This window comes from Bacillus sp. TH22, from assembly GCF_016651015.1.
In the GTDB taxonomy this organism is placed as follows: Bacteria; Bacillota; Bacilli; order Bacillales; family Bacillaceae_G; genus Bacillus_A; species Bacillus_A mycoides.
On record NZ_JAEKER010000001.1, the window covers coordinates 1,873,523 to 1,900,312 of the forward strand.

General features: G+C 36.3%; 29 protein-coding genes, 1 pseudogene and 1 other annotated feature. Of the genes and pseudogenes, 10 read left to right on the top strand and 20 right to left on the bottom strand.

What is annotated here, in order from left to right:
- Positions 1-265: 265 nt before the first annotated feature.
- Positions 266-1,711, top strand: a complete 1,446-nt coding sequence (locus JFU18_RS09495; protein ID WP_002166144.1) for an MATE family efflux transporter — start codon at positions 266-268, stop codon at positions 1,709-1,711.
- Between the two features lie 190 nt (positions 1,712-1,901).
- Here the strand turns inward: JFU18_RS09495 and JFU18_RS09500 are convergent, their stop codons facing one another.
- The 5 genes from JFU18_RS09500 to JFU18_RS09520 form a co-directional block, all read right to left on the bottom strand.
- Positions 1,902-2,837, bottom strand: a complete 936-nt coding sequence (locus JFU18_RS09500; RefSeq protein WP_201032680.1) for an ABC transporter ATP-binding protein — start codon at positions 2,835-2,837, stop codon at positions 1,902-1,904.
- Complete coding sequence (locus JFU18_RS09505; protein ID WP_002011337.1) at positions 2,830-3,873, bottom strand: ABC transporter ATP-binding protein; 1,044 nt, start codon at positions 3,871-3,873, stop codon at positions 2,830-2,832. Before JFU18_RS09505 ends, JFU18_RS09500 begins: the two co-directional genes overlap by 8 nt.
- 20 nt (positions 3,874-3,893) lie before the next feature.
- Positions 3,894-4,910: an oligopeptide ABC transporter permease gene (opp3C, locus tag JFU18_RS09510; protein ID WP_000974104.1), complete on the bottom strand. Its 1,017-nt coding sequence runs from the start codon at positions 4,908-4,910 to the stop codon at positions 3,894-3,896.
- Positions 4,907-5,836, bottom strand: coding sequence for an oligopeptide ABC transporter permease (gene opp3b, locus JFU18_RS09515; protein WP_063226144.1), 930 nt, complete (start codon positions 5,834-5,836; stop codon positions 4,907-4,909). Before opp3b ends, opp3C begins: the two co-directional genes overlap by 4 nt.
- A 125-nt stretch (positions 5,837-5,961) precedes the next feature.
- Positions 5,962-7,617, bottom strand: a complete 1,656-nt coding sequence (locus tag JFU18_RS09520; RefSeq protein WP_002125925.1) for a peptide ABC transporter substrate-binding protein — start codon at positions 7,615-7,617, stop codon at positions 5,962-5,964.
- Between the two features lie 363 nt (positions 7,618-7,980).
- Between JFU18_RS09520 and JFU18_RS09525 the strand changes: the two genes are divergently transcribed.
- Complete coding sequence (locus JFU18_RS09525; RefSeq protein WP_201050402.1) at positions 7,981-8,316, top strand: DUF3899 domain-containing protein; 336 nt, start codon at positions 7,981-7,983, stop codon at positions 8,314-8,316.
- Between the two features lie 105 nt (positions 8,317-8,421).
- Positions 8,422-8,639, top strand: a binding site (T-box leader).
- 74 nt (positions 8,640-8,713) lie between these two features.
- Positions 8,714-9,703 (top strand): tryptophan--tRNA ligase, encoded by a 990-nt coding sequence (trpS, locus tag JFU18_RS09530; protein ID WP_000110999.1) that lies wholly within the window; start codon positions 8,714-8,716, stop codon positions 9,701-9,703.
- Positions 9,704-10,048: 345 nt separating this feature from the next.
- Here the strand turns inward: trpS and JFU18_RS09535 are convergent, their stop codons facing one another.
- From JFU18_RS09535 to JFU18_RS09565, 7 genes are all read right to left on the bottom strand, one after another.
- Positions 10,049-10,795 carry a YjbA family protein gene (locus JFU18_RS09535; RefSeq protein ID WP_002030367.1) on the bottom strand — a complete coding sequence of 249 codons (747 nt, stop codon included), beginning with the start codon at positions 10,793-10,795 and terminating at the stop codon, positions 10,049-10,051.
- A 141-nt stretch (positions 10,796-10,936) separates the two neighbouring features.
- The gene (locus tag JFU18_RS09540; protein ID WP_002030365.1) at positions 10,937-11,728 is read right to left on the bottom strand and encodes a DUF2268 domain-containing putative Zn-dependent protease; all 792 of its coding nucleotides are present in this window, start codon (positions 11,726-11,728) and stop codon (positions 10,937-10,939) included.
- 115 nt (positions 11,729-11,843) lie between these two features.
- Entirely contained in the window at positions 11,844-13,082 is a 1,239-nt protein-coding gene (fabF, locus tag JFU18_RS09545) for a beta-ketoacyl-ACP synthase II (protein ID WP_002030364.1), read from the bottom strand.
- A gap of 31 nt (positions 13,083-13,113) precedes the next feature.
- Entirely contained in the window at positions 13,114-14,046 is a 933-nt protein-coding gene (gene fabH, locus JFU18_RS09550) for a beta-ketoacyl-ACP synthase III (protein ID WP_001100550.1), read from the bottom strand.
- A gap of 436 nt (positions 14,047-14,482) precedes the next feature.
- On the bottom strand, positions 14,483-14,659 hold the full coding sequence (locus JFU18_RS09555) for a ComZ family protein (RefSeq protein ID WP_002011319.1): 177 nt from the start codon (positions 14,657-14,659) through the stop codon (positions 14,483-14,485).
- Positions 14,660-14,723: 64 nt separating this feature from the next.
- The gene (locus tag JFU18_RS09560) at positions 14,724-15,596 is read right to left on the bottom strand and encodes an NAD-dependent epimerase/dehydratase family protein (RefSeq protein ID WP_002086991.1); all 873 of its coding nucleotides are present in this window, start codon (positions 15,594-15,596) and stop codon (positions 14,724-14,726) included.
- A 29-nt stretch (positions 15,597-15,625) separates the two neighbouring features.
- Entirely contained in the window at positions 15,626-16,360 is a 735-nt protein-coding gene (locus JFU18_RS09565) for a lipase family protein (protein WP_002030268.1), read from the bottom strand.
- A gap of 156 nt (positions 16,361-16,516) precedes the next feature.
- Between JFU18_RS09565 and JFU18_RS09570 the strand changes: the two genes are divergently transcribed.
- Positions 16,517-16,699 (top strand): YjzD family protein, encoded by a 183-nt coding sequence (locus tag JFU18_RS09570; RefSeq protein ID WP_001211111.1) that lies wholly within the window; start codon positions 16,517-16,519, stop codon positions 16,697-16,699.
- Positions 16,700-16,732: 33 nt separating this feature from the next.
- On the opposite strand, the gene clpB is transcribed toward JFU18_RS09570, so the two are convergent.
- A complete protein-coding gene (clpB, locus tag JFU18_RS09575) occupies positions 16,733-19,333 on the bottom strand; it encodes an ATP-dependent chaperone ClpB (protein ID WP_201034853.1) in 2,601 nt (866 codons plus the stop codon).
- A gap of 173 nt (positions 19,334-19,506) precedes the next feature.
- Positions 19,507-19,686: a YjzC family protein gene (locus JFU18_RS09580; RefSeq protein ID WP_002086997.1), complete on the bottom strand. Its 180-nt coding sequence runs from the start codon at positions 19,684-19,686 to the stop codon at positions 19,507-19,509.
- A gap of 490 nt (positions 19,687-20,176) precedes the next feature.
- Here JFU18_RS09580 and JFU18_RS09585 point away from each other — a divergent pair, with 490 nt between their 5' ends.
- The 3 genes from JFU18_RS09585 to JFU18_RS09595 all read left to right on the top strand — a co-directional run bounded on the left by JFU18_RS09585 (position 20,177) and on the right by JFU18_RS09595 (position 21,430).
- Positions 20,177-20,986 carry a Cof-type HAD-IIB family hydrolase gene (locus JFU18_RS09585; RefSeq protein ID WP_002030271.1) on the top strand — a complete coding sequence of 270 codons (810 nt, stop codon included), beginning with the start codon at positions 20,177-20,179 and terminating at the stop codon, positions 20,984-20,986.
- Between the two features lie 105 nt (positions 20,987-21,091).
- Positions 21,092-21,232, top strand: a complete 141-nt coding sequence (locus JFU18_RS09590; protein ID WP_000516816.1) for a hypothetical protein — start codon at positions 21,092-21,094, stop codon at positions 21,230-21,232.
- Entirely contained in the window at positions 21,233-21,430 is a 198-nt protein-coding gene (locus tag JFU18_RS09595) for a DUF3813 domain-containing protein (protein WP_002011309.1), read from the top strand. It abuts the gene before it with no gap.
- Positions 21,431-21,456: 26 nt separating this feature from the next.
- On the opposite strand, the gene JFU18_RS09600 is transcribed toward JFU18_RS09595, so the two are convergent.
- Positions 21,457-22,314 (bottom strand): YitT family protein, encoded by an 858-nt coding sequence (locus tag JFU18_RS09600; RefSeq protein ID WP_002125914.1) that lies wholly within the window; start codon positions 22,312-22,314, stop codon positions 21,457-21,459.
- A 100-nt stretch (positions 22,315-22,414) separates the two neighbouring features.
- Here JFU18_RS09600 and JFU18_RS09605 point away from each other — a divergent pair, with 100 nt between their 5' ends.
- Both JFU18_RS09605 and prsA read left to right on the top strand, forming a co-directional pair.
- Positions 22,415-22,546, top strand: a complete 132-nt coding sequence (locus JFU18_RS09605) for a DUF3941 domain-containing protein (protein WP_098594642.1) — start codon at positions 22,415-22,417, stop codon at positions 22,544-22,546.
- 129 nt (positions 22,547-22,675) lie between these two features.
- Positions 22,676-23,533: a peptidylprolyl isomerase PrsA gene (gene prsA / locus JFU18_RS09610; protein ID WP_201034852.1), complete on the top strand. Its 858-nt coding sequence runs from the start codon at positions 22,676-22,678 to the stop codon at positions 23,531-23,533.
- Between the two features lie 135 nt (positions 23,534-23,668).
- On the opposite strand, the gene JFU18_RS09615 is transcribed toward prsA, so the two are convergent.
- Positions 23,669-23,932 carry a hypothetical protein gene (locus JFU18_RS09615; protein WP_201034851.1) on the bottom strand — a complete coding sequence of 88 codons (264 nt, stop codon included), beginning with the start codon at positions 23,930-23,932 and terminating at the stop codon, positions 23,669-23,671.
- A 278-nt stretch (positions 23,933-24,210) separates the two neighbouring features.
- Between JFU18_RS09615 and JFU18_RS09620 the strand changes: the two genes are divergently transcribed.
- Entirely contained in the window at positions 24,211-24,486 is a 276-nt protein-coding gene (locus JFU18_RS09620; RefSeq protein ID WP_002166150.1) for a hypothetical protein, read from the top strand.
- Positions 24,487-24,553: 67 nt separating this feature from the next.
- On the opposite strand, the pseudogene JFU18_RS09625 reads toward JFU18_RS09620, so the two are convergent.
- The 4 genes and pseudogenes from JFU18_RS09625 to JFU18_RS09640 all read right to left on the bottom strand — a co-directional run bounded on the left by JFU18_RS09625 (position 24,554) and on the right by JFU18_RS09640 (position 26,700).
- Positions 24,554-24,786 (bottom strand): annotated as a pseudogene (locus JFU18_RS09625) (DUF2642 domain-containing protein).
- Between the two features lie 238 nt (positions 24,787-25,024).
- Positions 25,025-25,258, bottom strand: coding sequence for a hypothetical protein (locus JFU18_RS09630; protein WP_085309725.1), 234 nt, complete (start codon positions 25,256-25,258; stop codon positions 25,025-25,027).
- Positions 25,259-25,545: 287 nt separating this feature from the next.
- Positions 25,546-25,692 (bottom strand): BC1881 family protein, encoded by a 147-nt coding sequence (locus JFU18_RS09635; protein WP_000738549.1) that lies wholly within the window; start codon positions 25,690-25,692, stop codon positions 25,546-25,548.
- A gap of 546 nt (positions 25,693-26,238) precedes the next feature.
- Positions 26,239-26,700, bottom strand: a complete 462-nt coding sequence (locus JFU18_RS09640) for a CarD family transcriptional regulator (protein WP_002107156.1) — start codon at positions 26,698-26,700, stop codon at positions 26,239-26,241.
- Positions 26,701-26,790: the final 90 nt, after the last annotated feature.

The following is a 26,790-nucleotide window of genomic DNA, read 5'->3' on the forward strand; positions in this document are numbered from 1 at the left end:
AATATATTCTTTGTATATTTATATTTCTATTTTATTAAAATTTTCTGTTAACACAACGTGCCTTTGTAAACGTTTCACACTGCGTTTTTATTGAACTAAAGTGTTAAAAATGATCATTTTTATACTTTTCTAAATTATCAGAGAAAAATAAATTTTATATTCTATAATATCTTACGCATAATTATTCCTCCTTTTTTGTCATAAAATGAAGGTTTATTCATATTGAAAATATGTAGGCTAAAATAAGTGCAAAGGATATGAAAGTGTGTTACGATACACTTTGCTAAAAATAGATATCGGTAAAGAGGGGACGGACATGACAGCAATTCGCTCAAAAAACGGGCCAACAGAGAAATTAAGTTTATTCTTATTAACATGGCCTATTTTTCTAGAAGTTTTTCTTTTTATGCTGATGGGGATCGCTGATACTTTCATGTTAAGTGCATTATCAGACGATGCTGTATCTGGGGTTGGTGCAGCGAATCAATACCTTCATATCGCGATTTTAGTACTAGAAGTCATAGGGAATGGTGCAGCTATCGTTGTATCCCAATACCTCGGTTCTAAACGCTTTATGGAAGCATCAAAAATATCAGCATTAGCCGTCACATTAAATTTAGTGGTCGGACTCATTATAAGCGCTGGTTTTCTTTTATTTTCAAAACATATGATGATGGCAATGAATTTACAAGGCGATGTACTAACGTATGCACAAAGCTATCTATCCATCGTCGGAGGAGCTATTTTCCTTCAAGCTATTATTAACTCATTAGCCGCAATTATCCGCGTTCACGGCTTTACAAAGCAAGCAATGTTTGTTTCGCTTGGAATGAATATTATTCATATCGCCGGAAACTACGTACTTATTTTCGGGAAATTCGGTTTCCCTGAACTTGGTGTGCAAGGAGCCGCGATTTCTTCCGCTGTGAGCCGGTTAATCGCACTTATCGTTTTCTTCTGGTTACTGTACCGCGTTATGGAATACCGTGTGAAATTACAATATTACTTCACTTTATCAAAAGAATACGTTGGCAAAATTTTAAAGATCGGCATTCCATCTGCATTCGAACAAGTCATGTATCAAGCTTGTCAAATTGTCTTCTTATATTACGCAACATACTTAGGTACGGAATCGTTAGCTGCAAGACAATACGCTACTAACATTTCCATGTTCACTTATTTATTCGCCATTGCTATCGGTATGGGAACAGCTATTATCGTTGGACGCCTAGTTGGCGGAAATGAAAAGGATGAAGCTTACACACGCGTATGGAAAAGTGTACAATGGGCGATTGGCGTAACTTTATTTATGGTCATGCTCGTTGTTACATTCCGCACACAATTAATGGGACTATTTACAGATAATCCTCATATTATCGCTCTAGGGGCAAGCGTTCTTTTACTAAGTGTACTACTTGAAACAGGACGGACGATGAACATCGTCATCATTAATTCACTTCGTGCAGCTGGCGATGCAAAATATCCTGTTTTAATCGGCGCATTCTCCATGGTGTTAATGAGCTTACCACTCGGTTACTTTTTCGCCTTCCATTTAGACATGGGGCTCGTTGGTATTTGGCTAGCGATTGCTATCGACGAATGGACGCGAGCAATTATTATGTTCTTCCGCTGGAGAAGTAGATCGTGGGAAAATTATGCACTTGTTAAACCAAATGAGCAAGATGAGAGTGTTTCTGTTCAGGCGCAGTAAAATAAAATTGTTTCTAAATGAAGAAAAAGGCGGCTGGATTTCAGTCGCCTTTTCTTCATTCTTGGAAACTCTTAATTTGCTGTCTTTAAACAGAAAAAGAACTTGGATAAAATCTCTTTATACTAAATTAAGTTTAATTAGTATAAAAAATAGAGCCATCCTTCTGTAATAGAAGAATGGCTCTACTTTATTATTGATAGATTTCTTTATATTTCTTATACTCTGCTTCAGAACATAATACAAAATGTCCTGGGCGAATTTCACGCATTGTTGGTGCTTCCTCACCATATTGATGTTGAGATGGATCGTATACGATACGTTTACGATTGCGCTCATAATCTGGATCTGGAAGTGGAATTGCAGATAGTAGTGATTTTGTATATGGATGCATTGGATTCGCATATAACTCTTCACTTGTTGTCAATTCAACGATTTGACCACGGTACATTACACCAATGCGATCACTAATGTATTTTACCATTGATAAATCATGGGCGATGAATAAGTATGTTAAACCTTTTTCTCTTTGTAACTGTTTCAGTAAGTTTACAACTTGTGCCTGAATCGATACGTCAAGTGCTGAGATTGGTTCATCAGCAATGATAAATTCAGGTTCTACAGCTAGCGCACGAGCGATACCGATACGTTGACGTTGTCCGCCTGAGAATTCATGCGGGAAACGGTTCGCGTGCTCTTTATTTAAACCAACTGTATTTAACAGCTCGTGAACACGGTCCATACGCTCTTTTTTGCCTTTTGCTAGTCCGTGAATATCAATACCTTCTGCGATAATATCCCCTACTGCCATACGAGGATTTAATGATGCATATGGATCTTGGAAAATCATTTGCATTTTACGGTTGAACTTCTTAAGTTCTGCGCGTGATTTTTTCCCATGTACATTTTCACCATCGAACAACACTTCACCGGCAGTTGCATCATATAAACGAATAATCGTTCTTCCAGTTGTCGATTTACCACAACCTGATTCTCCTACAAGACCAAATGTTTCTCCGCGGTAAATATCAAATGAAATATCATTGACCGCTTTGACAACACCACCACTCACGTCGAAGTGCTGCTTTACATTTTTTACTTCAATTAATTTCTCACGTTGTTTAGTCATGTTGTTCACCTGCTTTCATTTGAAGAATACGTTTTTCAACGACTGCCGGTGGTTTTACTTCTGGAGCTTGCTCGTGAAGTAACCAAGTTGCCGCATAATGTGTATCACTTACTTTAAATAAAGGTGGGTCCATTTCAAAATCAATTTTCAATGCCTGCGGGTTACGTGGTGCAAAAGCATCACCCTTTGGCGGTTTTAATAAGTCTGGAGGCGTTCCTGGAATCGCATATAGCTCGTCCTCTGCACCATCTAAGCTTGGCATAGATGCGATTAAGCCCCATGTGTATGGATGTTTTGGATTGTAGAAAATTTCATCAACAGTTCCAATTTCAACAACTTTACCAGCGTACATAACCGCAACTCGGTCTGCAACGTTTGCCACTACACCTAAGTCATGCGTAATGAAAATGATTGCTGCTTCTGTTTTTTGCTGAATGTCCTTCATAAGTTCTAAAATTTGCGCCTGAATTGTAACGTCTAGCGCTGTTGTCGGCTCATCGGCAATTAATAATTTCGGGTTACAAGCTAACGCCATCGCAATAACTACACGCTGTCTCATACCACCTGAGAATTGGTGAGGATATTGTTTTAAGCGCGCTTCTGGATTCGGAATACCTACAAGGTCGATTAATTCTAACGCAACTTTACGTGCATCTGCTTTACTCATCCCTTGGTGTTTAATAAGACCTTCCATAATCTGATTACCAATAGTCATCGTTGGATTTAATGATGTCATTGGATCTTGGAAAATCATCGCAATATCTTTACCGCGTACTTGCTGCATTTCTTTTTCTGTTAGTTTCGTTAAGTCACGACCTTCAAATACGATTTCACCGTTTTTAATACGTCCTGGAGGATTCGGAATTAATCCCATTAACGCTTTAGAAGTAACTGATTTACCAGAACCAGATTCTCCTACAATCGCTAATGTCTCTCCTTTTTTTAAATCAAAAGTAACACCGCGTACAGCTTGTACTTCACCTGCATGTGTATCAAAGGAGACTTGTAAATCTTTTACCTCTAACAATGTTTTCATTTTTACTTCTCCCTCCTCGTTTACTTACGCATTTTTGGATCTAACGCATCGCGTAATCCATCTGCCATTAAGTTGAATGCTAGAATTAACATACTGATGACAACCGCAGGGATGAACATCATGTGTGGATACGTTTGAATTGATTTATATCCATCATTTACAAGAGAACCAAGTGATGCGAATGGTGGCTGAATTCCTAAACCGATGAAGCTTAAGAATGCCTCACCAAACACCGCTGATGGAATTGTAAACATTGTCATTACGATAATTGGTCCCATAACGTTTGGAATTAAGTGTTTCACAATTAATTGTGTATTTGTTGCACCTAATGTACGAGACGCTAATACATACTCTTGGTTTTTTAACTTTAAGATTTGTCCACGAACAATCCGCGACATCCCTATCCAACCTGTAATCGCCATTGCGAGTGTGATTGACCAAATACCAGATCCCATAATGATTACCATTAAAATAACGATGATTAAGTATGGAATACCATTAATAATCTCCATAATACGTTGCATAATATTATCTACTCTACCGCCGTAGAATGCTGAAATACCCCCGTATGCAACCCCAATTACTAGGTCAATTGCTGCTGCTAAAAGAGCGATATATAATGATACGCGTGTACCTTCCCATGTTCTTGTCCATAAGTCACGGCCAAGATCATCTGTACCAAACCAGAAGTACTCTTTAATATCACGTTTTGCATATTGGTCAACACCATATTGATCTGTGCCGTCAAATGGTAACCAATGAATATTTTCAATCACTGGAATTTTCGGTGGCATTTTCGCACGACCTAAATCCTGCTCTTTATAAGAATGTTTACTTACCATCGGTCCAAAAATTGCTAGTAGTACAATAATGCTCAATAATACTAAACCCAACATCGCGCCTTTATGTTGGAACAAGCGTCTTCGTACATCTTGCCAAAACGTTAAGCTTGGACGGGCAATGACTTCATTATCAACATTATTTTGATTGGCTTGTTGAAATAAATCTGGAGATAATTTTTGTACATCTTTCATCATTTTTTCCCTCCCGCTAAACGAATACGAGGATCAATAATTCCGTATAAAATATCGACAATGAAAATAACTACGATGAAGATCGCACTATAGAAAATTGTAGTTCCCATAATAACTGTATAGTCATTCACTGTAATAGATTTAACGAACTGTTCCCCAAGTCCTGGTACAGCATAAATTTGCTCGATAACAAGTGTTCCTGTAATTAATGCAGCAACCATTGGTCCTAAAATTGTTACAACTGGAATTAACGCGTTACGAAGTGCGTGTTTGACAATGATAACGCCTTGACTAATTCCTTTTGCTTTCGCTGTTAAAATATAATCAGACTGCATAACTTCAATTAATTCTGCACGAGAGAAACGTGCGATTGTTGCGATAACTCCCATCGATAATGCAATTGTAGGCATTACTGTAAACTCTGGTCCTTTCCAGAACGCTACTGGGAACCAGCCAAGTTTTACCCCTACGAAATATTGTAGTAATGCGGCGAATACGAACGATGGTACCGACATCCCGAGTACCGAAATAACTGTTGCACTATAATCGACCCACGTATTATTACGAAGTGCCGCAACAATTCCTAAAAGTAAACCGATAAATGTTCCTAATATAATCGCTTGTAAACCAAGTTGTGCTGATGGTCCAATGCGATCCACAATCATGTCTGTTACTGGGCGGTTATCATATTGGAATGATACCCCTAAATCACCTTGCGCTAAGTTACCTAAGTAACGTGCATATTGAACTGGTACTGGATCATTTAATCCATATTTTTCAAGAATGATTTCTTTTTGTGCCGGTGATAGCTTCTCCTGGTTTTTAAGCGGAGAACCCGGTAGTAATTTCATCAAAAAGAAAGTCAGTGTAGTAATTAAAAATAATGTCAAAGCCATGTACACGAAACGTTTTAATACATAACGTCCCATAGTCAAGCACCTCCCCGTTTTTCTCAAAAGCAATAAGATAGTTTAAAATATTCTTACTTTTATTTTTTAAAATAAGAGCATATGCCCATCATAGGCATATACCCTTGTAAACGATGGAAAAAAGATTATTTTTGTTCAACAGATGCCCATTTGTAAGTTAATCTACCACCATAGTTAATTGGGATAATATCTTTTACGGCACCTTTTACCACATATGCTGAACCTTTTTGGAAGATCGGAGTAATAACTGCATCCTCTTTAATTAATATTTTCTCTACTTCTAAAAGGTTGTTCCAGCGAGCTTGTAAATCTTTTGTATCTGTTTTTGCTTTTAGAATTAGCTCATCATATTTCGGATTAGAATATCCTGTTTTATTTTGTGAACCATTCGTAACAAACATATCTAAATATGAGACTGGATCTGGGAAGTCTGGACCCCAAATACCAAACGCCATATCATATTCTTGAGAGTCTTCTAACTTATTTTTTTGTGCGAATGGCTGCTGTTTAATTTTGATCGTTAAACCAGGTAAGTTCTTTTCCATCTCACCTTTTAAGAATTCGCCAATTTTTTTCGCATCTTCATTATCGAAGCTTAAGAATTCTAGTTCAATTTTATCAGTGCCAAGCTCTTTCTTTGCTGTTTCCCAAAGTTTTTTCGCTTCTTTTGAATCCGTTTCAACTAGATTTCCATTTTCAGCACGGAAGTCTTTTTTATTCGGACCTTCAGCGAAATCTTTTCCAACAAATCCGTAAGCACCGATTGCGCCGTTGTTTAAAATAACTTTTGCAATGTTATCACGGTCAAAGGACATTGAAATTGCTTTTCTTAAGTTTTTATTACTCAAATACTTATTATTTTGATTAAATCTTAAGTAGGCAACTCCAGCTTCTTTTCGTGTTTGGAACTCTGGAGTTTGTCTAAATTTATCAACAAATTCCGATGTTAGAGCCGCACGATCAATCGAATTTGTCTCATATAAATTTACATCAGTCGATGTATTTTTCACAATATTGAAATTTATCTCTTCGATTTTAACCGTCTTGTTATCCCAATATGATGGGTTCTTCTTAAATTGGAAGCTTTGTTCATGTTTCCAATCACTCATAACGAATGGCCCGTTATATAATGTTGTATTTGCCTCTAAACCAAACTTATCACCTTGTGATTTCACAAAGTTCTCATTTAGTGGGTAGAACACCGGATAAACCGTTAAATCAATAAAGTAAGGAACGGGATTGTCTAATTCCACTTCTAATGTATAATCATCAATCGCCTTTACACCTAATTGGTCAGCAGGTAATTCTTTTTTATGAATTTTTTCTGCATTTTTAATATCGAACATAATGTATGAATACGTCGCTTTTGTATCTGGATTTACTGCTCTTTTCCATGAATACACAAAGTCTTTCGCTGTTACAGGTTCCCCATTCGACCATTTCGCATCTTTTCTTAACTTAAATATGTATTTCTTCCCATCATCTAGCTTTTGGACATCTTCAGCAATCCCAGGCATTCTCTTTTGATCTTTGCCAGTACGATATAAACCTTCCATCGTATTATTTAATGCTGTTGAAGATGCAGAATCTGATGCTAACGATGCATCCATTGATGGAATTTCAGATAACTCTGTTAAATTAAGAATCTGTTTTCCGTTACTACTACTAGTAGTGTTTTCTTTTCCTTTTGCTTTAGCGTCCTCTTTCTGGTAGCTACACGCGCCAAGCAACATACTTGCCGTTAAAGTTGATGCAAGTAATAACGGTATCTTTTTTTTCATGTTGTGTTGCCTCCCCTAATTGCACTTACTGTACCCTCACTTGTAGAAAAGTAGAATTGAAAGAATAATCTCCAAGTTTCTACAATTTTCATTATACATATAATATGACGATTGTGAATATAGTTTTTTGTTTTTTTGTTAAAATTTTTAATAAAATGTTTATATTTTTAATTTTTTGTAAAGGGATACGTTAACATTGCTACCATCATCTTGAAATTAGAACCTCAATTGCGTATAATTTTCAAAAAATTATTTATATTACTTATTATAACTTTTATAGTATAATAATTCTAGTAATATTTTGACGGAGGGGAATATTTTGAATAAAGTTTTTTTCATACTTGTATACTATTTTTGGTTGCGATAATCGCTTCTAGTGTGGGCGCATTCCTCGTTTCATCTCATTTTTTGTTGAATTTTGTCAACATCTCATTCTATATTGCATTGTTTTTTATTCTTATAGGTGGTTTTTTATTCATATTTCAAAACGGATTTTTTAACGTAACAATTTACGCATTCCAAAGAGTATTTGGTACGAATAAAAAAATTGACTCTTTAATTGAAGAAGCAGAGGAACCTATCGATAAGAAAGAACGTATTTATAAAACATATTCATTCAAATGGACGTATCCGATTTGTATTACCGGTATCGTACTTGGGTTGTTCTCGATCCTCATTAGCTTTACTATTTTGATGTAGTTTGCAAACACTATCCCATATGATATAATAATCAGCAAAACATTTTGTTATAAAACTTTAGTTCTTTCATATTAAAAGAGCTTAGGTAACAATAAATAAATTTATATGTATGCGATGATAAAGAAGAGTACATATTGAGGCAATTTCAGAGAGCTTGTGGCTGGTGTGAACAAGTAATTGCGCAGTATGGAATGGGCTTTTGAGCACCAAACCGAACCGAAAGTAGTAGGCTTTGGCGTTATATCCAGACGTTATTATGGATCTTGAGAGATTTCACAGCTGTGAAATAATTAGGGTGGTACCGCGGTCCATTCGTCCCTATGTAATTTGGGATGAATGGGCTTTTTTGTATGCCTTCTCTTCCCCATCGCACATTCAATTTTAGGAGGAATTACTTATGTCAGTTATCTTTTCTGGTATTCAGCCAAGCGGAACAATTACACTTGGAAACTATTTAGGAGCTATGAAGCAATTTACAGAGCTTCAAAACGAACACGACTGTTATTTCTGTATTGTAAACCAACATGCGATTACAGTACCTCAAGATCCCGTACAACTTCGTAAAAACATTCGCAGTCTTGCTGCACTTTATGTAGCATGTGGCATCGATCCTGAAAAAGCTACTTTATTTGTACAATCAGAAGTACCAGCACACGCTCAACTAGGATGGATTATGCAATCAGTTGCTTACGTTGGAGAATTAGAGCGTATGACGCAATATAAAGATAAATCTTCTGGTAGAGATTCAGTTCCAGCTGGATTACTAACGTATCCACCATTAATGGCTGCTGATATTTTACTTTACAACACTGAAATCGTACCTGTTGGTGATGATCAAAAACAACATATGGAATTAACACGCGACCTAGCAGAGCGTTTCAACAAACGCTTCCGTGAAGTGTTCACTGTTCCTGAAATTCGTATTCCAAAAGTAGGAGCTCGCGTTATGTCATTAACAGAACCTACGAAAAAAATGAGTAAATCTGATCCGAATCCAAAAGCAATGATCAGTATGCTTGATGAACCAAAAACAATTGAAAAGAAAATTAAAAGTGCTGTAACTGATTCTGAAGGTATCGTGAAATTTGATAAAGAAAACAAACCTGGAATCTCTAACTTATTAACAATCTACTCTTCATTCTCTGGAAAAACAGTTGAAGAAATAGAAGCAATGTACGAAGGAAAAGGATACGGCGATTTCAAAGGCGACCTAGCACAAGTAGTCGTAGAAGCAATTCGTCCAATCCAAGACAAATATAACGAACTAATCAACTCACCAGAACTAGACGAAATTCTAGACAAAGGTGCCGAAAAAGCGAACCGCGTTGCATTCAAACAACTACGCAAAGTAGAAAACGCAATGGGATTAAGTAGAAAACGTAGGTAACTTATAAAGCGGAGGCAGCTCGTTCAGCTCTGACTGGCTAAGGTTCTTAGACACGAAGAGCTTGCTGCCAGAGCTGGATTACTACAAAAAGCGGAAGCGGCTCGTTCAGAATGTGAGGGGGATGGAGCTCCTGACGTAGAGGCGCTTTTTGCCTCGCAGGAAGGCGCGAAGCCACCGAACATTCTTGCCGCTGGAGCTGGATTTCATAAAAAGCGGAAGCGGCTCGCTCAGAATGTGAGGGGATGGAGCTCCTGACGTAGAGGCGCTTTTTGCCTCGCAGGAAGGCGCGAAGCCACCGAACATTCTTGTCACCTCCATTAAAAAAACCGCCAATTGGCGGTTTTTTTAATTTACCTTCTGCTCATTTTCCATTTCCCATAACTTTTCAAAAAACGGCTGTCCTTTTACAAGGCGCTCACATAATTGCTCGTGCTTCTCAGACCATCCAGTTTTCGCTTCATCATAAAGTTTAGCCCAAACATCTTCAAACTCCATATGTTGGACCATTCCGTACGCTGATGGATCCCATTCTGTGAACCAATAGCGAATTTCAGCTGGATTTTTCGTTGTATGTAATTGATCTAATGCCATAAATAATAATTGTTTTAACTGTCTTTCTTTACGAGTTAGGCCGTTCATAATGAAAGGCGACGGTGATAAAATATGATGTTCTTTTTCAATCTCTTCCACTTGGAACTCATACTTTTCTGCTTGCACATTCTCTACCATCTCATATACCATCTGTTCTTGACGCGGTATAAGCCTACTTTTTCTAATTGGCACATTATAGCCGATTGAATCAATCGCAATAATTCCTTTTCCATCTGTAACTACAAAACAATATTCTTGTTGCAAACGTTCGTGATTTTTACGAATATAAGCCTTATGATATACGTCTTCCAATAATTTTTGCGGAAGCTCTAATAATTCGTTCTCGATGTAATGATATAATGTGGCATCTACTTTTAATAATGGCACTTGATCTAATAGCTCAATCGTATCATCTTTCCGCCATTCGTAAAAATGACAAACGTTATACCCATTCTCTTCACCTTCAAACCAATTTACCCATACATCATGTAGATATAACATTCACTACCCCTCACTTCACTACTGTTTGTACCAATCATTATGTTCAGTTTCGCTTAACTTTATTCCACTTGAGGAAATATATTCTAATTATTATTTTTTCTTCTATAATATAAAAAAAACAGGAGATAGCTCCCCTGTTTTTCATGAAACATGAAATGTATTTGCTTTATTCAATATTTCTTTCGCATCTATAGATAATAAAGAAAGTGTATTTTCTCCTTCAAATGCTACACAATCTTTCACAATATGAAATCCAAGTGCATAGCCAAGCATTTTCGGATACGAGTGCAGTCCATTTAATAAAACATCATGCTCCCTCGTACCTCTCTTTACGCCTATTCGTTCTTGTATTGAATTCCTCCAATAATAAATAGCATCTTCTTTTGAAATGTAAGTAGTCCACGGTGCACATCTTTTTTCTGTATACCTTTCATACACAGCTTGCTCAGCTAACCCTTCCATAATCATCGTATCAAGTAATGTATACTCTGTTTCTTTCGTCTCAATTTGATGTAACCTACATATATGATGGTATTCATGCGTTAATAAAGCTTTTAGTTCCTCTACTGAATTACGTCCACATACGAATAAGAAAATAACGTGACGCATAGATAAGCCAGCCTTCCCGTTATATTCCTCTTGTACAGTTCGATTGTATGAATCTGATAATAAAATAAAGATAGGGACATCTGGACCTTTTAGCCAACCTTTCAATTTTTCATACTCCATGCTAAGTTCTTTCCAAATTTCTTTCTTCTCTAACTCTTTAATTTCCTGCTCCCCCCGCATTACTGGGCGATACATACCTTTAGAGATTAAAAAGCGATACAGTCTCTCTTTTGGCAATGGAATATACTTTGTAAATTTCTCACAAAGCTTCTCTGGACGTCCATAATACAGATGTAACCATTCTGCCGTTTCAACAACCCCCAACCTTCATCCCTCCTTTTCTTATGTATATGCAAAAAAGAAAGGAACGTAAAGGTGATAAAAAATAAATAAGGTGTCTTTTCGTAATACTTTACGAAAAGACACCTTATTGTACATATTATTTATATGCTTTAAATACTAATACTGCGTTATGACCACCGAATCCTAATGAATTACTTAATACAGCTCGCACTTCTTGATGCCTCGCTGTATTTGGTACGTAATCTAAATCACATTCTGGATCTGGTGTTTCATAGTTAATCGTCGGAGGAATTACTCCGTCTGTAATTGATTTAATAGAGAAGATCGCTTCAACAGCACCAGCTGCTCCTAATAAATGACCTGTCATTGATTTCGTTGAGCTAATCGCTACTTTATATGCATGCTCACCGAAAGTTTCTTTAATTGCCATCGTTTCATACTTTTCATTTGCATCTGTACTTGTACCATGTGCATTAATGTAATCAATATCTTTTGGCTCTAGACCTGCATCAGCTAAAGCTTGACGCATCGCACGAACTCCGCCTTCACCGCCAGGAGCAGGCATTGTAATATGGAACGCATCACCAGTTGCACCATAACCAGCAATTTCTGCATAAATGTGAGCACCACGTGCTAATGCGTGCTCTAATTCTTCAAGAATAAGAATTCCTGATCCTTCACCCATTACGAAACCGCTACGATTTTTATCGAATGGGCGGCAAGCCGTTGCTGGATCTTCATTGAATGTTAATGCTTTCGCTGAGCTAAACCCAGCGAATGCCATACTTGTTAATGGCGCTTCTGCTCCGCCTGTTATCATCGCATCAGCATCACCGCGCTGGATTACTTTAAACGCATCACCAATTGAGTTTGCTCCAGATGCACAAGCTGTTACAGAGCAAGTATTAATTCCTTTCGCTCCTGTAGCGATTGACACTTGACCTGCTGCCATATCTGGAATCATCATTGGTACGAAGAATGGGCTCACGCGGCGCGGACCTTTTTCAGTAAAAATCTTAAATTGTTCTTCGTATGTTTCCATACCACCAATACCAGAACCAACCCATACACCAATGCGTGGTGCATTTTCTTCTGTAATTTCAAGCTTCGCATCCGCAACTGCCATTTTCGCTGCTGCTACTGCATATTGCGTAAAGCGGTCCATACGGCGCGCTTCTTTTTTATCTATATATTTTTCGACTTCAAAGTCGTTAATTTCTGCTGCTACTTTTGCAGGAATTTGTTCTGAATCTATTCTTGTAAGTCGTCCGATTCCGGATACACCGTTTTTAATGTTTTCCCAAGCTGTTTCAACATCTGTTCCGATCGGTGTAACAGCTCCTAGCCCTGTAATTACGACCCTCTTTTTTTCCATACAAAATACACTCCTTTTTTTCTCTCAGTCCTTATTTACCCCAACGAAGAGCTACTGCTCCCCATGTTAACCCGCCGCCAAAACCGACTAGTATAATTAAATCACCATCTTGAATACGTCCATTTTGCAATTCCTCTACCATTGCAATTGGAATTGAAGAAGCCGATGTATTACCGAACTTTTCAATTGTCATACTCATTTTTTCTTTCGGTAAATTTAATCTTTCTCTTGCAGATTCCATAATACGAATATTCGCTTGATGTGGTACTAAGAAGTCCACATCCTCTTTCGTAAGTCCTGCTTTTTCTAACACGCGAAGACAGGAATCACCAAGTTGGCGAACAGCAAATTTAAAGACTTCTCTGCCGTTCATCATAACATACTCGTCTTGATAAAGATGCTTACCGCCACTTCCGTCCGCTCCTAATTCAAAGGAAAGTACACCTTTCCCTTCCGAAACAGCTCCCATTACGATAGCACCTGCTCCGTCCCCAAATAGTACGGCTGTATTTCGATCGTTCCAGTCTACAATTTTAGATAGTTTGTCACTACCAACTACTAATACATTTTTATAAGTTCCCGTTTGAATAAATTGCTGTGCTGTAATCATTCCGTACATAAAGCCAGCACATGCTGCACTTAAATCCATTGCGGCTGCGTGTTTTGCGCCAATTGCTTCTTGGATTACACAAGCTACTGCTGGGAATGCGCGATCTGGCGTTACTGTTGCCACTAAAATAAGATCGATATCCTCTCCGCTAATCCCGGCATCTTCAAGTGCTTTTTTAGAAGCCTCTACCGCCATATATGAAGTATCTATTGTATCATCGGCAATGCGTCTTTCTGCAATTCCCGTTCTCGTACGAATCCATTCATCAGATGTATCTACGATTTTCTCTAAATCGTGATTTGTGACTACTTTTTCTGGCACATATCTTCCGATCCCTAAAATGCCCACGTTCACATCGCAGCCCTCCGTTTTATATCAATTATTATGACTTGGTACTAATTTTAAAACATAAATGTACTTTTGTCTAGAATATATTTCAGCTAAAAAAATAAGACAGCGTATTACTAACTTTATTTTTCATTAAAAGAAACAGAAAAATCCCTATCCTTTCAAAAGATAAACTTCCCAATACTTTTGACCTTACTCCGCTCGAAACAAAAAAAGCCCTTTCCGCTTCTATCCACAGCTCGAGCCTCTCTCCCATCAAAAAAGAAGGGTTTGGTTTTATTCTTTATCTGCTTTCCCTTCAAAACTAAGACCTTCTCCTCATAACCTTCCCCTTTAGCCTCATCATCCCCCAGGTTTCACTCCACTCGAAACAAAAAAAGGCCCCAACCGCTTCTATCCACGGTTCGAGCCTCTCTTCCATCAAAAAAAGAAGGGTTTGGTTTTATTCTTTATCTGCTTTCCCAAGCTCATATGCTTCGCCCATTACTTTCATCAATAGCTCTAACACCGGCTGTGCTTTCTCCATATCAAGTGCAATTCCATTAGAATCTAAAATTGCCTTTGCTTCTGGTAAATGCTTCATTGCGATTTGTAAAAATTGCATACTTTTTTCGTTCATGTAATCTCTTCCTCTCCATTAAAGCTTTTCAATCAATTATCCATACAATAGTGTAACACGCATGCTATCCTTCGTATAACTCTTTATATTTTTTCATATGTGCCAATTGTTTATTTAAACCGAATTCTACTGGTGTATTTTTTTGAATAGAAATAACCTCTACAGCTTCATCTCTTACTTCCACATTTTTGTTATTTACTTTATCATCTGCATGTAAAAGACTCATACCCTTTTCCCATAACTCTTCTTTTCCACTAAGTAAATTATATATACCGAGGTGTTTCACATTCATTCCATTTTCCCATAAATATTCACATACATCTTCAACGTAAAGTAAATCACTTCCTTTTTCTCCATTTATACAACGGCACTCTTTTTCATCAAGTTCTGATAAAATAAGCTGATGATACATCATAAACGACGGTTGCCATGGCCCATATAATGTAGGAACTCGATATGCACTATATTGTAATTCTCCTTTTTTCAACCCTTCTTCCACTTTCGAAAATAGATGTTTGTTTTCGGATTCTTCAGTGCTTCCTATTTCAATAGAAGAAATTAGATTTAACTTTACTTTATTTTTTTCACACATCCTTACGATTCGTTTTAAATATTGTAATATGACCCTTTCATTCCGAAATCCACTTTGCTGATTCGGCTCATACAAGCAAAAATAAACTGTATCGAAACTCTCTTCCTCTACCGATCGCCATCCGTCTTCATCCCTTATAGAATAGTACGTAAATAACGCATTCCGCCCAATCAACAATAATTTCTCTTCATTAATTTTTGTCATACTATCAAATTCATCAAAATCAAGACCATATACTTCTACTTCTTCTGCAATCATTTTATTCACAAGGTGATAACCTACAAACGTAAGTGCACCTATAATCAGCACGCGTTTCATACCACCAACCCTTTCCCCTTGAAACAAATAGCTCCTCATTTATGTATATGGGAGCTTCACAATTCTTCTTCATATTTTTTAAAGAAATCAGTCGTTTGTCTAACCATTTTATATTTCACATCTTGCAGATGGAATAAAACAGAAGTATCGCATTGATTGAATTGCCTCATTTTCTCGTATTTACGTAACAATTGTTTTCTTCCTCTTTTTTCCTGTGTTGAGACAAAAACTTTAACAGGTACACAAGATGGCAGAAGCGCAAATGATTTCTTATTTATTTTTGATTCTAATTCTTCTTCTTTGGAATCATACGCCAAACTTAATTCCTTCACTAATCTTTTGTAAAAAAACTTATGCTCTTTCTCAAAATCCACATATTCTGGTAAATCTAAACACGGATTTAACATAACGACAGAACGTATACATTCAGGGTATTTGTTCATCATCTCCAGTGCTACAAGCGCTCCCATACCATCTGCCATAATGTGCATTTTCGCATTCAATGTCTCTTTTCTTAGAACGACATCATACAAACGTTTTGCAAGACGAACAGCTCGATCGTTCCCCCAATGCCTTCCGTATAAGTTAGATGAAAAGACCGTATAACCTTTTTCAATAAGGCCCTGTAAAAAATAAGCTCTCCCTGCATGCTGTGTCCATAAACTTGTACCATTCTCAATAAAATAGTTATAATCTCCTAGGAGCATAACAGAAAATCCATTTGGCTTTTCCGGTAAATAAATTACACATGGTTCTTTTTCTAAGTAAAAAAAACGTTCCGTAATACTCATTTTTCCCCCGCCTTATTTTCTAAACGTATAAAAGTACTCTTTTATAATGTATGAACAGAATGCAAATTTGCGTTGAAAAATCTACAAATATTTTTCTATATTCTTTTTTCAATTGTGTTACAATAAGGACAGATTGAACGAATAGAGGTGTAAAATATGCGTTTCATTTGGGCATTAATTTGGTCGTTCGCACTTGTACATATGATGAGCTATGTAATCGGCTCTATGACTGGCGGTACATACGATTTTAACCAAGCGTCTATTTTCTCAGTTGTTCTTGCGGTATTAGTATTAGCGATTGCAGCTGCGATTCCAAACGAGCCAGTAGAACAACACTAAAAAAAGAGTCCGGATTTTATCCGAACTCTTTTTTTACTTCACACGCACGACTAATTCGTTATTTTCTACATCAACCACTACGTGACTATTGTCAGTAATCGCTCCTGCAATTAATTCTCTCGCTAATTTCGTCTCAACTTGACGCTGTACGTATCGTTTTAACGGACGAGCTCCGTACATCGGATCGAATCCAGCTTCTACAACAAATTCTTTTGCAGATTCCGTCAATTCTAATGATATGTGGCGATCTGCTAAACGCCCTTGTAATTCTTGTACAATCTTATCAACAATACCTTTAATTTCATTCCTTGTCAGAGGTTTGAATAAAATAATTTCATCGACACGGTTTAAGAATTCTGGTCGGAAATGTCCTCTTAATTGTCCCATTACAAGTTCTCTTGACTCTTCTTTAATAGAACCATCTTCTTCTAGCCCTTCTAATAAGTGAGCAGATCCAATATTTGAAGTCATAATAATAACCGTATTTTTAAAGTCTACTGTACGTCCTTGTGAATCTGTAATGCGGCCATCGTCTAACATTTGTAATAAAATGTTGAATACTTCTGGATGTGCTTTTTCGATTTCATCTAACAAAATAACAGAATATGGTTTACGTCTTACTGCTTCTGTTAATTGTCCACCTTCTTCATATCCAACATATCCAGGAGGCGCTCCAATTAAGCGTGACACTGCGTGTTTCTCCATATACTCAGACATATCGATACGAATCATTTGCTCTTCACTGTCAAATAATGTTTGCGCTAACGTTTTTGCAAGCTCAGTTTTACCAACACCTGTAGGGCCTAAGAAAATAAATGAACCAATTGGACGATTCGGATCTTTAATGCCAGCGCGAGCACGAAGTACTGCGTCTGATACAAGGCTTACCGCTTCCTCTTGACCGATAACACGCTCTGATAAAATTTGTTCAAGACGTAATAATTTCTCACGTTCACCTTCAACGAGTTTTGCGACAGGAATACCAGTCCACCTTGAAACAATGTCTGCAATTTCTTCTTCACTTACTTCCTCGCGTAATAAGCGATTCTCTTGTTTATTATGTGCACCCATCTCTTCCGCTTCTTTTAACTCTTTTTCGATAGCTGGAATTTTCCCGTGGCGAAGCTCAGCTGCTTTATTTAAATCGTAATTTCCTTCTGCTTCTTCTAACTCACGGCGCAAGCGCTCTAAATGCTCACGTAAGTCACGCACTTTATGAATGTCTTCTTTTTCTTTCTCCCATTTCGCTCTCATACTACTTGCAACTTCTTTTAAATCCGATAATTCACGTTGCAATGTTTTTAGGCGCTCTTGACTACCTAAGTCCTTTTCTTTCCCAAGAGCAGCTTCTTCAATTTCCAGCTGCATAATGCGGCGCGTTACTTCATCTAGTTCTGTTGGCATAGAATCAATTTCTGTTCGAATTGTTGCACAAGCTTCATCAACTAGATCAATCGCTTTATCAGGTAAGAAGCGATCCGAAATGTATCGATCTGATAAAACAGATGCTGCTACAATCGCGCGGTCATGAATATTTACACCGTGATAAATTTCAAAACGCTCTTTTAAACCACGCAAAATGGAAATTGTATCCTCAACAGTTGGCTCTTCTGCTAACACTTGTTGGAAACGTCTTTCTAACGCTGGATCTTTCTCAATATATTTACGGTATTCATCTAATGTCGTTGCCCCGATACAATGCAGTTCACCACGCGCTAACATCGGTTTTAACATATTTCCCGCATCCATCGCTCCTTCTGTTTTACCAGCGCCGACGATTGTATGAAGTTCATCAATGAATAATAAAATGCGACCTTCACTCTTTTTAATTTCATTTAATACAGCTTGCAGACGTTCTTCAAACTCACCGCGGAATTTTGCTCCGGCCACAAGTGCACTCATATCTAAAGCGAAAATTGTTCTATCTTTTAATCCTTCTGGGACATCTTTTTTCACAATACGCTGCGCTAATCCTTCAACGATTGCTGTTTTACCAACACCTGGCTCTCCGATTAAAACGGGGTTATTTTTCGTTTTGCGTGAAAGAATGCGGATCACGCGGCGAATTTCACTATCTCTGCCAATTACAGGATCAATTTTCCCCGCTCTTACTTCAGCCACTAAATCACGGCCATATTTTTCTAACGCTTCATAAGTTGCTTCTGGATTTTGACTAGTCACTCTTTGATTCCCCCGAACTGTCATTAAAGACTGTAATAAGTTATCTTTCGTAATATAAAATTTTGCGAATAATTGATTTATATCGCCTTTTTCTTCAGAAAAAGCAAGCAATACATGTTCGATTGAAATGTAGTCATCTTGCAATTTCTCCGCTTCTTTTCCTGCTCTTACAAGCAGTTGTTGCAAAGCACCTGTTACATATAATTTCCCTGCCTCTGCCCCGCTTCCAGTTACAGAAGGCTTTTTCTTAATTAAACTTTCTACATCTGTTTTTAACGCTTCTATATCGACATTCATTTTTTGAAAAATACGTACCGTTAATCCGTCTTGCTGCTCTAATAACGTAAGCAATAGATGAACAGTATCTACTTCTTGATGATGATGAGATACCGCTAAAGATTGAGCACTCATAATCGCTTCCTGTGTTTTCGTTGTCATTTGATTTAAGTCCATCTTTACAGTCCTCCAAATGTTTGACTTTCTTTGACCTTTGATTTGATTATACGCCAACTGACTTTTTTATACAATAATTTTGCTTATGTATTTTCAAACTTATTATTGGAAAAAGAAAAAAGTAACATTCATTTTCCTAATCAAAAAAGCCGCAATAACGATTGCGGCTTCTGTTACGGTTTTCTTTTATATGTCCACTGACGGTTATGATTTGCGTTCTCTGGAAACTTTTCACCGGCAGTTAATTGTACCATTTGCGGATTTTTCACCATACTTCCCGTTTCACCAATTTCTACGTAAATGCCATCATTTGGCGCCTTTTGCCCTGAACGAAACCTGCGATTTTGTCCCATTTCCATTCTCCTTCCATGACGTCTTGCCTCATTAGTATATCCATTTTAAAAGAAAGCTTTTCTGTCATGTTTAGGAAACAAGTACTACGGTTTACCCATGTACATATATATAATTACACAAGCTTAAGCAGGAATTATTGGCATATTTGTTGAAAAAAAAGAAACCAACCTACTTTAGGCCAGTTTCAAAGGAGAGTCAAACATATACGAGAAGATTACATGTTCATTATAAGTCGCATCATTCAAACAATGTAACCCTTTTCACAAATTGTACATAATGAAAGAAACATTGTTTGAACTTTCTAAAAAGATATTGACTTTCCCTAATTTCCAACGAGAAATAGTAGACACCACAGCGCTTCGCGACGTAAGATGGATATATAGTGAAACTTTCATCTACAGTAGTTTCACCCAGTCTAACCTCTTATTTCTGCATATTAAAAACGGAAATACAGATAGAATCAAAAAATTTATTATAAGAGGTGAAATTATGAACAAACAACATTTAATCGCATTAGACTTAGACGGAACTTTATTAACAGACAACAAAATAATTTCTCCAAGAACGAAAAACACAATTGCAAAAGCAAAAGAACAAGGACATATTGTCGTTATTTCAACAGGGCGTCCATTCCGCGCTAGTTACGATTATTATAAAGAACTTAGCCTTAACACACCAATCGTAAACTTTAATGGAGCTTACGTGCATCACCCTCTTGATTCAAGTTGGGGAACACATCACTCTCCTCTTGAACTTTCAACAGCGCAAGAAATCGTCCGAGCTTGCTTTGATTTCGGCGTGAAAAATGTCTATGCTGAAGTCATCGATGATGTGTATGTCCGTGAAATTGATGAAGATAAAAAACATATTTTTGAATTCGGTTCTCCAAAGATTTTCACAGGAGATTTATTAAATATTTTAAACGACCATCCAACTTGCTTATTAATCGATGCACATGACGAGCATTCTGCTGCAATTCGCCAACATTTAACAGATATGCATGCTGAAGTCATCGACCATAGAAAATGGGGTGCACCTTGGCCAATTATTGAAATTGTAAAAAGCGGATTAAATAAAGCTGTCGGATTACAAAAAATTTCAGGCCATTATAACATTCCTAAAGAGCGAATTATCGCTTTTGGTGATGAGGATAACGACTTTGAAATGATCGAATTTGCTGGTCATGGAATCGCAATGGGTAATGCGATTCCTGAATTAAAATCACTTGCAAATCATACGACATTAACGAATGAAGAAGATGGTATCGCTCTATATTTAGAAGAGGTTCTTGGATTGTAATCTAAAAATTCCCTGCTTATAGTTTCTCGCTAAACGCTCATACTATTATTAGACGCAAAAGTCAGCGCGTCAATTGTTTTCAGCTAAATAAAGGGGGTTTTTCGAATGGGTAAAAAGAACAAATCAAAACGTTTTATCCAGCAAGGAGCCGATGCTGTTATGAAGCATGATGCAAGATTCCCGTACAGAGGTACATTAGCTGAGGCAGAAAAAGCGAGAAGTAACTCTTCATTTGGAGGGGTTTAAATGGGGAACTTACTATTCCAACAAGCTAGAGACGCTGTTTCAAGTGCCGTTTCTTGTTCAAGTGGCGCTGAACAACAGGAACTCGTTTATAGAGCAAAAAACTCTTTGCACTCTGCTTATGCAAACTCTTCAACTGCTGAAAAAGTTCAGCTACGTGAAATGCAGGAGCAATTGCAAAACATTACGAATTCGCATTAAAAAAGGAGGACCAGCTTTGGTCCTCTTTAATCTTTTCTAAACAATCCAAACACACCGACCGTTTGCAGTATATTTGTAAATGCACCTGGGTCCACTTGTTTAATAACCCTCTCTAATTCATACAACTCGTAACGAGTAATAACAATCATTAACATTTCTTTATTTTCATTTGTATAAGCACCTGTTGCTGGTATAGTTGTAATCCCTCTCACTAAGCGAGAGTGAATCGCTTTTCGCACATCTGCCCCGTTCTTTGTAACAATTAATGCCGTAATCTTCACATGACGGGTATGAATCGCATCAATAATTCTCGTTGATACATACAAAGTGACTAAAGTATATAATGCCTTTTCCCATCCATACACATAGCCAGCGGCGATAATGATAAGTGCATTAAAGAAGAAAAAATACGTACCGACAGGCTTATCTTTTATTTTTGATAAAATCATGGCAATAATATCTAGGCCACCTGTAGAAGCCCCCCACTTTAAAGCAACCCCTACCCCAATCGCTGAAATAATACCACCAAAAATCGCATTCAATATAATATCGTGCGAAACCGCTCTAACTGGGATAATTTCTAAAAACAAAGTCATAAATACAACGCAAAGAAAACTAAAAAATGTAAAGGCCTTCCCAACCTTTTTCCACGCTAAAATAACGACAGGAATATTAAACAAACTAAACAATACCCCCGTAGATATATGAATAGATAAAAAGTCACCTAATATTTGTGACAATAATTGAGACAATCCAGCAAAACCACTCGCATACACTTTCGCTGGTGTTAAAAATAAATTCATCCCAATCGCATTTAATAAACCCGCAATAATTACAACGACTAACTTCTTAATAAGTTCAGTATAATTCAGCTTCAAATCCATTTCTAATCCACCTTTAGTATTCATGAATGCACCGCTATACATAGTCTTTACGAAAAAGGAAATGATAAACATACAACGTTTAGAAATGGAGTTGATACATATGCCACATACTAGCGATAACGACAAAAAAGCACACGACAATAATGCAAAGCGCACTCAAAAAAATGAACAAGAGCAAAAAAATATTCAGCAAGGAAAACGTGCATATTCTAAGAAAACCGATCACCTTTGATTACATCGTACATCAACGTTAATGTTGATGTACTTTTTTTACATTTCACAGGAAAAAACATTAAAAATTCACTTCATGTTCACTTCTATATTCTACAATAGCGATAACATATTCGGATGAGGTGTTAGCATGAAAGGAAAAAGTACATTCATTATCACTGCACTAATAAGTATATTAATGCTATCTGCTTGCGGACAAAAAAATGACTCGGCCACAATCGCTACAACAACAAACTCAACCATTACGAAGAGCGATTTCGAAAAACAATTGAAAGATCGATACGGAAAAGACACGCTATACGAAATGGTAGCACAAGATGTTATTACTAAAAAATATAAAGTATCTGATGATGCAGTAGATAAAGAAGTAGAAAAAGCAAAAGATCAATACGGAGAACAATTCAAAGCAACACTAGAAAATAATCGTTTAAAAGATGAAGAAGATTTCAAAAATCAAATTAAATTCAAACTTGCATTGAATGAAGCGATTAAACAAAGCGTTACAGAAAAAGATGTGAAAGACCACTATAAACCAGAAATTAAAGCTAGTCACATTTTAGTAAGTAACGAAAATGAAGCGAAAGAGATAAAGAAGAAATTAGATACCGGCACTTCATTTGAAGAATTAGCAAAACAAGAATCTCAAGATTTAGCATCAAAAGATAATGGCGGAGACCTCGGATACTTCGGGGCAGGAAAAATGACACCTGAATTTGAAAAAGCTGCCTACAAATTAAAGCCCGGCCAAATTAGCAATCCCGTAAAATCACCAAACGGCTATCACATTATTAAACTAACTGATAAAAAAGATTTACAACCTTACGATAAAGTGAAAGACCCTATACGTAAAGACTTAGAAGAAGAACGTCTTGCCGATCCTTCCTTCGGTCAAAAATTATTACAAGATGAATTAAAAAAGGCGGATATTAAAATAAATGATAGTGACTTAAAAGATACATTTTCTCATCTTTTTGGGAAAGAGAACTAAAAAACAAGAGTGCAAACTTTTTCAACAGTATACATGATGGTAAATGAGATTATATAAGCATTGTTTAAAATATATCGATTTACCGACAAAAATTAACAACATAAAGAAGTAGGCTGCTTGAGCAGCCTACTTCTTTTATTCTTTCATTAATACTTTCAGCTTTTTCTTCAGACTTTTATAATGCCAATTGATGTGATCTAGTTCTATCTCTACTTCAATTAATATATCTATTAAGTCGTCTTTATTTTGCTGAAAGTTCACCATACTCTCAAGCAACTTTTCAAACCTTTGACTACTCTCATATATATCATTTAAATCCGTCGCTAATATTTCACGTTCTTTTTCGGGAGATAATACGGAAAGACGGTTTATTAATTGTTCCAGTACATTATCTTGCACTTCCGTACCTCCGTTTCAATATCTCATCCATTCTTTCTTAATCTCTTGTAACTAAAAGCATACAAAATTCAACTGAAGCTATTAGGAGGCACCATACCAAAAAAAGAAAACTGTACATTTAGACATAAAATTGACGAATTTCAATTTATTGCCTGTACGTTAAGGAATTAGTTTGTATATTTGTGGAGATATACGAGACAGGTGTGAATTTAGGGGAATCCAATATTTTCTATTCAAATATGATAGAATGGAAATATATCCAAAAGGAGGAACAACAAATGAACTCAAACACAAAACAGTTTATTTATGATATCCAGCAAAGAAAGAACAATTATATGGAAAATGTATTAATAGCAATACAACACCCTAAAAAAGAGCAATCTGAACAGGTCATTCAAAATATAGTAGAGAAGATGGATATGATGATTAGTTTAGTTACTACTTATATGAGGATTGAATCAGGATCTACGGAAGAATTAGAAGCACTTCAGGAAGAAATCATTCATGCTCAAGCATATATTCAAAAACGAAAATTTGAGGAAACACAGAGATAAAACCCTGTATTTTTATTTGGGCGTCTATGACGCCAATCGGTTATAAATCAAACTAGATGTAATTTGATCATTGTTTTGGCATAATCCATACAATTTGTTGAATACGTACAATATGCGGCACCTTAGCTTCAATGAGCAAATGATCCGGTTCACATTCTTTAACTTTCCTCTTACATTACCTCTTACAGTTTCAATAACCACATGTTTACCAATTACCGATTGTAATGTCTAATATACTTAGGGATTAGGTACACTTACCATATTTTGTTCACTAAAGTCATTTGCCTCTAAATAACTCATTCTATAGGACTCCTTTCTAACTTACATTTTTTCTCTTAATATATGATGTAAATCTTATAACTATACTAGAAGGATAATTCATTATAAAAACGAAACTAACATTTTAATAAGGTGCGTTTTCTATTCCTAAATTGCTAAAAAATTATTTATATAAGGTCACTTTTACTAGTTAATAGGTGATGATATCGGGATACTTTGCATGTACATCCAGGTTGTTCCTTTCAAGATATGTATCATTTTAAATACGCCCTTTATTAGAATACTGCTCATACTTTTTTTGAGATTCTTTAGTAATACGTGCGTTAAGTAAAATTGCTAACAACAAAAACACTCCATATGTTCCCCCTGTAGCTCCTATGATAATTACACTACTACAAACAAGTACAATTAATAGGAGAAACGAAACTAAATAAATACGTTCATAGTTCTTTGACATCTTCTCGTATTTTATGCGTTCTTTCCTTGCATCCATCTAAATTCCTCCTTTACACTATCCATTTCACTATCAAATAAATCTCGCCCTTAAAAAGGAAACAATATCTCGTTTTAAATAATTAGTTTGTTTTTTTATCAACTAATTTATATAACGTAAAAAGAAATCCTACCAATATTAAGCTTTCCACCATGATAATCCCGACCCTCTCCTTCCTTTTAACCCCAACACATCAGATAAAAGTTATGTATATCCCATATTAGCTGCAGCAAACAAAAAGGATCCTCCCTTCTTTTAAAGGCTGATCCTTTTCTTCGTGCATTCAACTATTCTTGATTAATTAGAATAACAGCTGGTCCATCTACACGAATTCCACCAACTTCGATTTTTTCATAAGGCTCAACTGTAATAGAAATAACCCCTTCCCGCTTCTTTAATTCATTACTTAATTCTTTTGTTAACATTTTTTTCATGTGTGCACTCCTTCTTACTGCTTAATTTATTATTGTTATGTAAATGAAATTAAAAATGGTTTCCTGGTCCGGAAACCATTTTTTGTAGTTGACCATATAGTGTTACCAGTTTGCTTATCAATTTTACGTAAAGAAGATAAACAATTACTATTCACTGTATCAGTAGATGTAAGAAATTCTTAAAGATAGCGGTGAGATTGATTGTTTTTTCTTCTAGAAATAATGACTTAGATAGTATATTACCTAAAACAATGAAAGCCCTACCTCTCTTTCATCCTTACGGCTCCTTGTCCGTGCCAGTGTGAATCAGGATTGCAAAAATCAAGTTACTATTTAATCGAGTTATTTGATGAAACTTCGAACGTTCGTAAAAGAAATTTAAAAATAAAAATGGATTAGATTGAAGTAATAACAAAAGAGGTTCCTACTCTAAAAGTGAGTTGAAGAAGTTGAATGTCTTTGAAATGATTTAATTTTAATAATAATCAGATTCCCGAAAAATTCAGGATATTTTCAGGGGATATAATACATTATCTATAATGAATCTTAACAGAAACTTTTTATTTGATTTTCAGTGATTCCTTTAATTAATCCTAGTTCACTAATCAAAAATTCATGTGCGTTATCCAACATTTTTTTTTCGCTTGTATTAAGTGCCTTTTCTTTCTTCATACGCATTAAATCACGTACAACTTCAGCACCTTCTTGTATTTCACCCGTTTTTATTTTGTCCGTGTTCACTTTATACCTTTGTTTCCACGGCAATAATCTATCTGATTCTCCATGCTGAAAAATGTGTATAATGTGTTTTAATGCAAGTATATCAGTAACTGGGCGTATACTCGAACTCAATATTTTACCCATAGGAATCATGACTTGCATATTACTGATTGACATTTTTATAACATAATACTGTTGTTTTTTCCCTGAGAATTCTTTTTCTTCTATGGCTTCAATTATACCTGCTCCGTGCATTGGATAAACAATGTTATCGCCAATTTGAAACATATAATCCACCTCCATATATGGTAACCTTGTTAAGCTTAACATATATGTGATTTTTTATCAAATATTTAATAATATCATAAATTTATTTTT

Bases quoted from the DNA above. Each gene is read 5' to 3' on its own strand.
- JFU18_RS09500 (WP_201032680.1), bottom strand. From the start codon at position 2,837: ATGACTAAACAACGTGAGAAATTAATTGAAGTAAAAAATGTAAAGCAG.
- JFU18_RS09505 (WP_002011337.1), bottom strand. From the start codon at position 3,873: ATGAAAACATTGTTAGAGGTAAAAGATTTACAAGTCTCCTTTGATACA.
- opp3C (WP_000974104.1), bottom strand. From the start codon at position 4,910: ATGATGAAAGATGTACAAAAATTATCTCCAGATTTATTTCAACAAGCC.
- opp3b (WP_063226144.1), bottom strand. From the start codon at position 5,836: ATGGGACGTTATGTATTAAAACGTTTCGTGTACATGGCTTTGACATTA.
- JFU18_RS09520 (WP_002125925.1), bottom strand. From the start codon at position 7,617: ATGAAAAAAAAGATACCGTTATTACTTGCATCAACTTTAACGGCAAGT.
- trpS (WP_000110999.1), top strand. From the start codon at position 8,714: ATGTCAGTTATCTTTTCTGGTATTCAGCCAAGCGGAACAATTACACTT.
- JFU18_RS09535 (WP_002030367.1), bottom strand. From the start codon at position 10,795: ATGTTATATCTACATGATGTATGGGTAAATTGGTTTGAAGGTGAAGAG.
- fabF (WP_002030364.1), bottom strand. From the start codon at position 13,082: ATGGAAAAAAAGAGGGTCGTAATTACAGGGCTAGGAGCTGTTACACCG.
- JFU18_RS09555 (WP_002011319.1), bottom strand. From the start codon at position 14,659: ATGAACGAAAAAAGTATGCAATTTTTACAAATCGCAATGAAGCATTTA.
- JFU18_RS09565 (WP_002030268.1), bottom strand. From the start codon at position 16,360: ATGAGTATTACGGAACGTTTTTTTTACTTAGAAAAAGAACCATGTGTA.
- JFU18_RS09570 (WP_001211111.1), top strand. From the start codon at position 16,517: ATGCGTTTCATTTGGGCATTAATTTGGTCGTTCGCACTTGTACATATG.
- clpB (WP_201034853.1), bottom strand. From the start codon at position 19,333: ATGGACTTAAATCAAATGACAACGAAAACACAGGAAGCGATTATGAGT.
- JFU18_RS09580 (WP_002086997.1), bottom strand. From the start codon at position 19,686: ATGGGACAAAATCGCAGGTTTCGTTCAGGGCAAAAGGCGCCAAATGAT.
- JFU18_RS09585 (WP_002030271.1), top strand. From the start codon at position 20,177: ATGAACAAACAACATTTAATCGCATTAGACTTAGACGGAACTTTATTA.
- JFU18_RS09590 (WP_000516816.1), top strand. From the start codon at position 21,092: ATGGGTAAAAAGAACAAATCAAAACGTTTTATCCAGCAAGGAGCCGAT.
- JFU18_RS09595 (WP_002011309.1), top strand. From the start codon at position 21,233: ATGGGGAACTTACTATTCCAACAAGCTAGAGACGCTGTTTCAAGTGCC.
- JFU18_RS09600 (WP_002125914.1), bottom strand. From the start codon at position 22,314: ATGGATTTGAAGCTGAATTATACTGAACTTATTAAGAAGTTAGTCGTT.
- JFU18_RS09605 (WP_098594642.1), top strand. From the start codon at position 22,415: ATGCCACATACTAGCGATAACGACAAAAAAGCACACGACAATAATGCA.
- prsA (WP_201034852.1), top strand. From the start codon at position 22,676: ATGAAAGGAAAAAGTACATTCATTATCACTGCACTAATAAGTATATTA.
- JFU18_RS09620 (WP_002166150.1), top strand. From the start codon at position 24,211: ATGAACTCAAACACAAAACAGTTTATTTATGATATCCAGCAAAGAAAG.
- JFU18_RS09630 (WP_085309725.1), bottom strand. From the start codon at position 25,258: ATGGATGCAAGGAAAGAACGCATAAAATACGAGAAGATGTCAAAGAAC.
- JFU18_RS09635 (WP_000738549.1), bottom strand. From the start codon at position 25,692: ATGAAAAAAATGTTAACAAAAGAATTAAGTAATGAATTAAAGAAGCGG.
- JFU18_RS09640 (WP_002107156.1), bottom strand. From the start codon at position 26,700: ATGTTTCAAATTGGCGATAACATTGTTTATCCAATGCACGGAGCAGGT.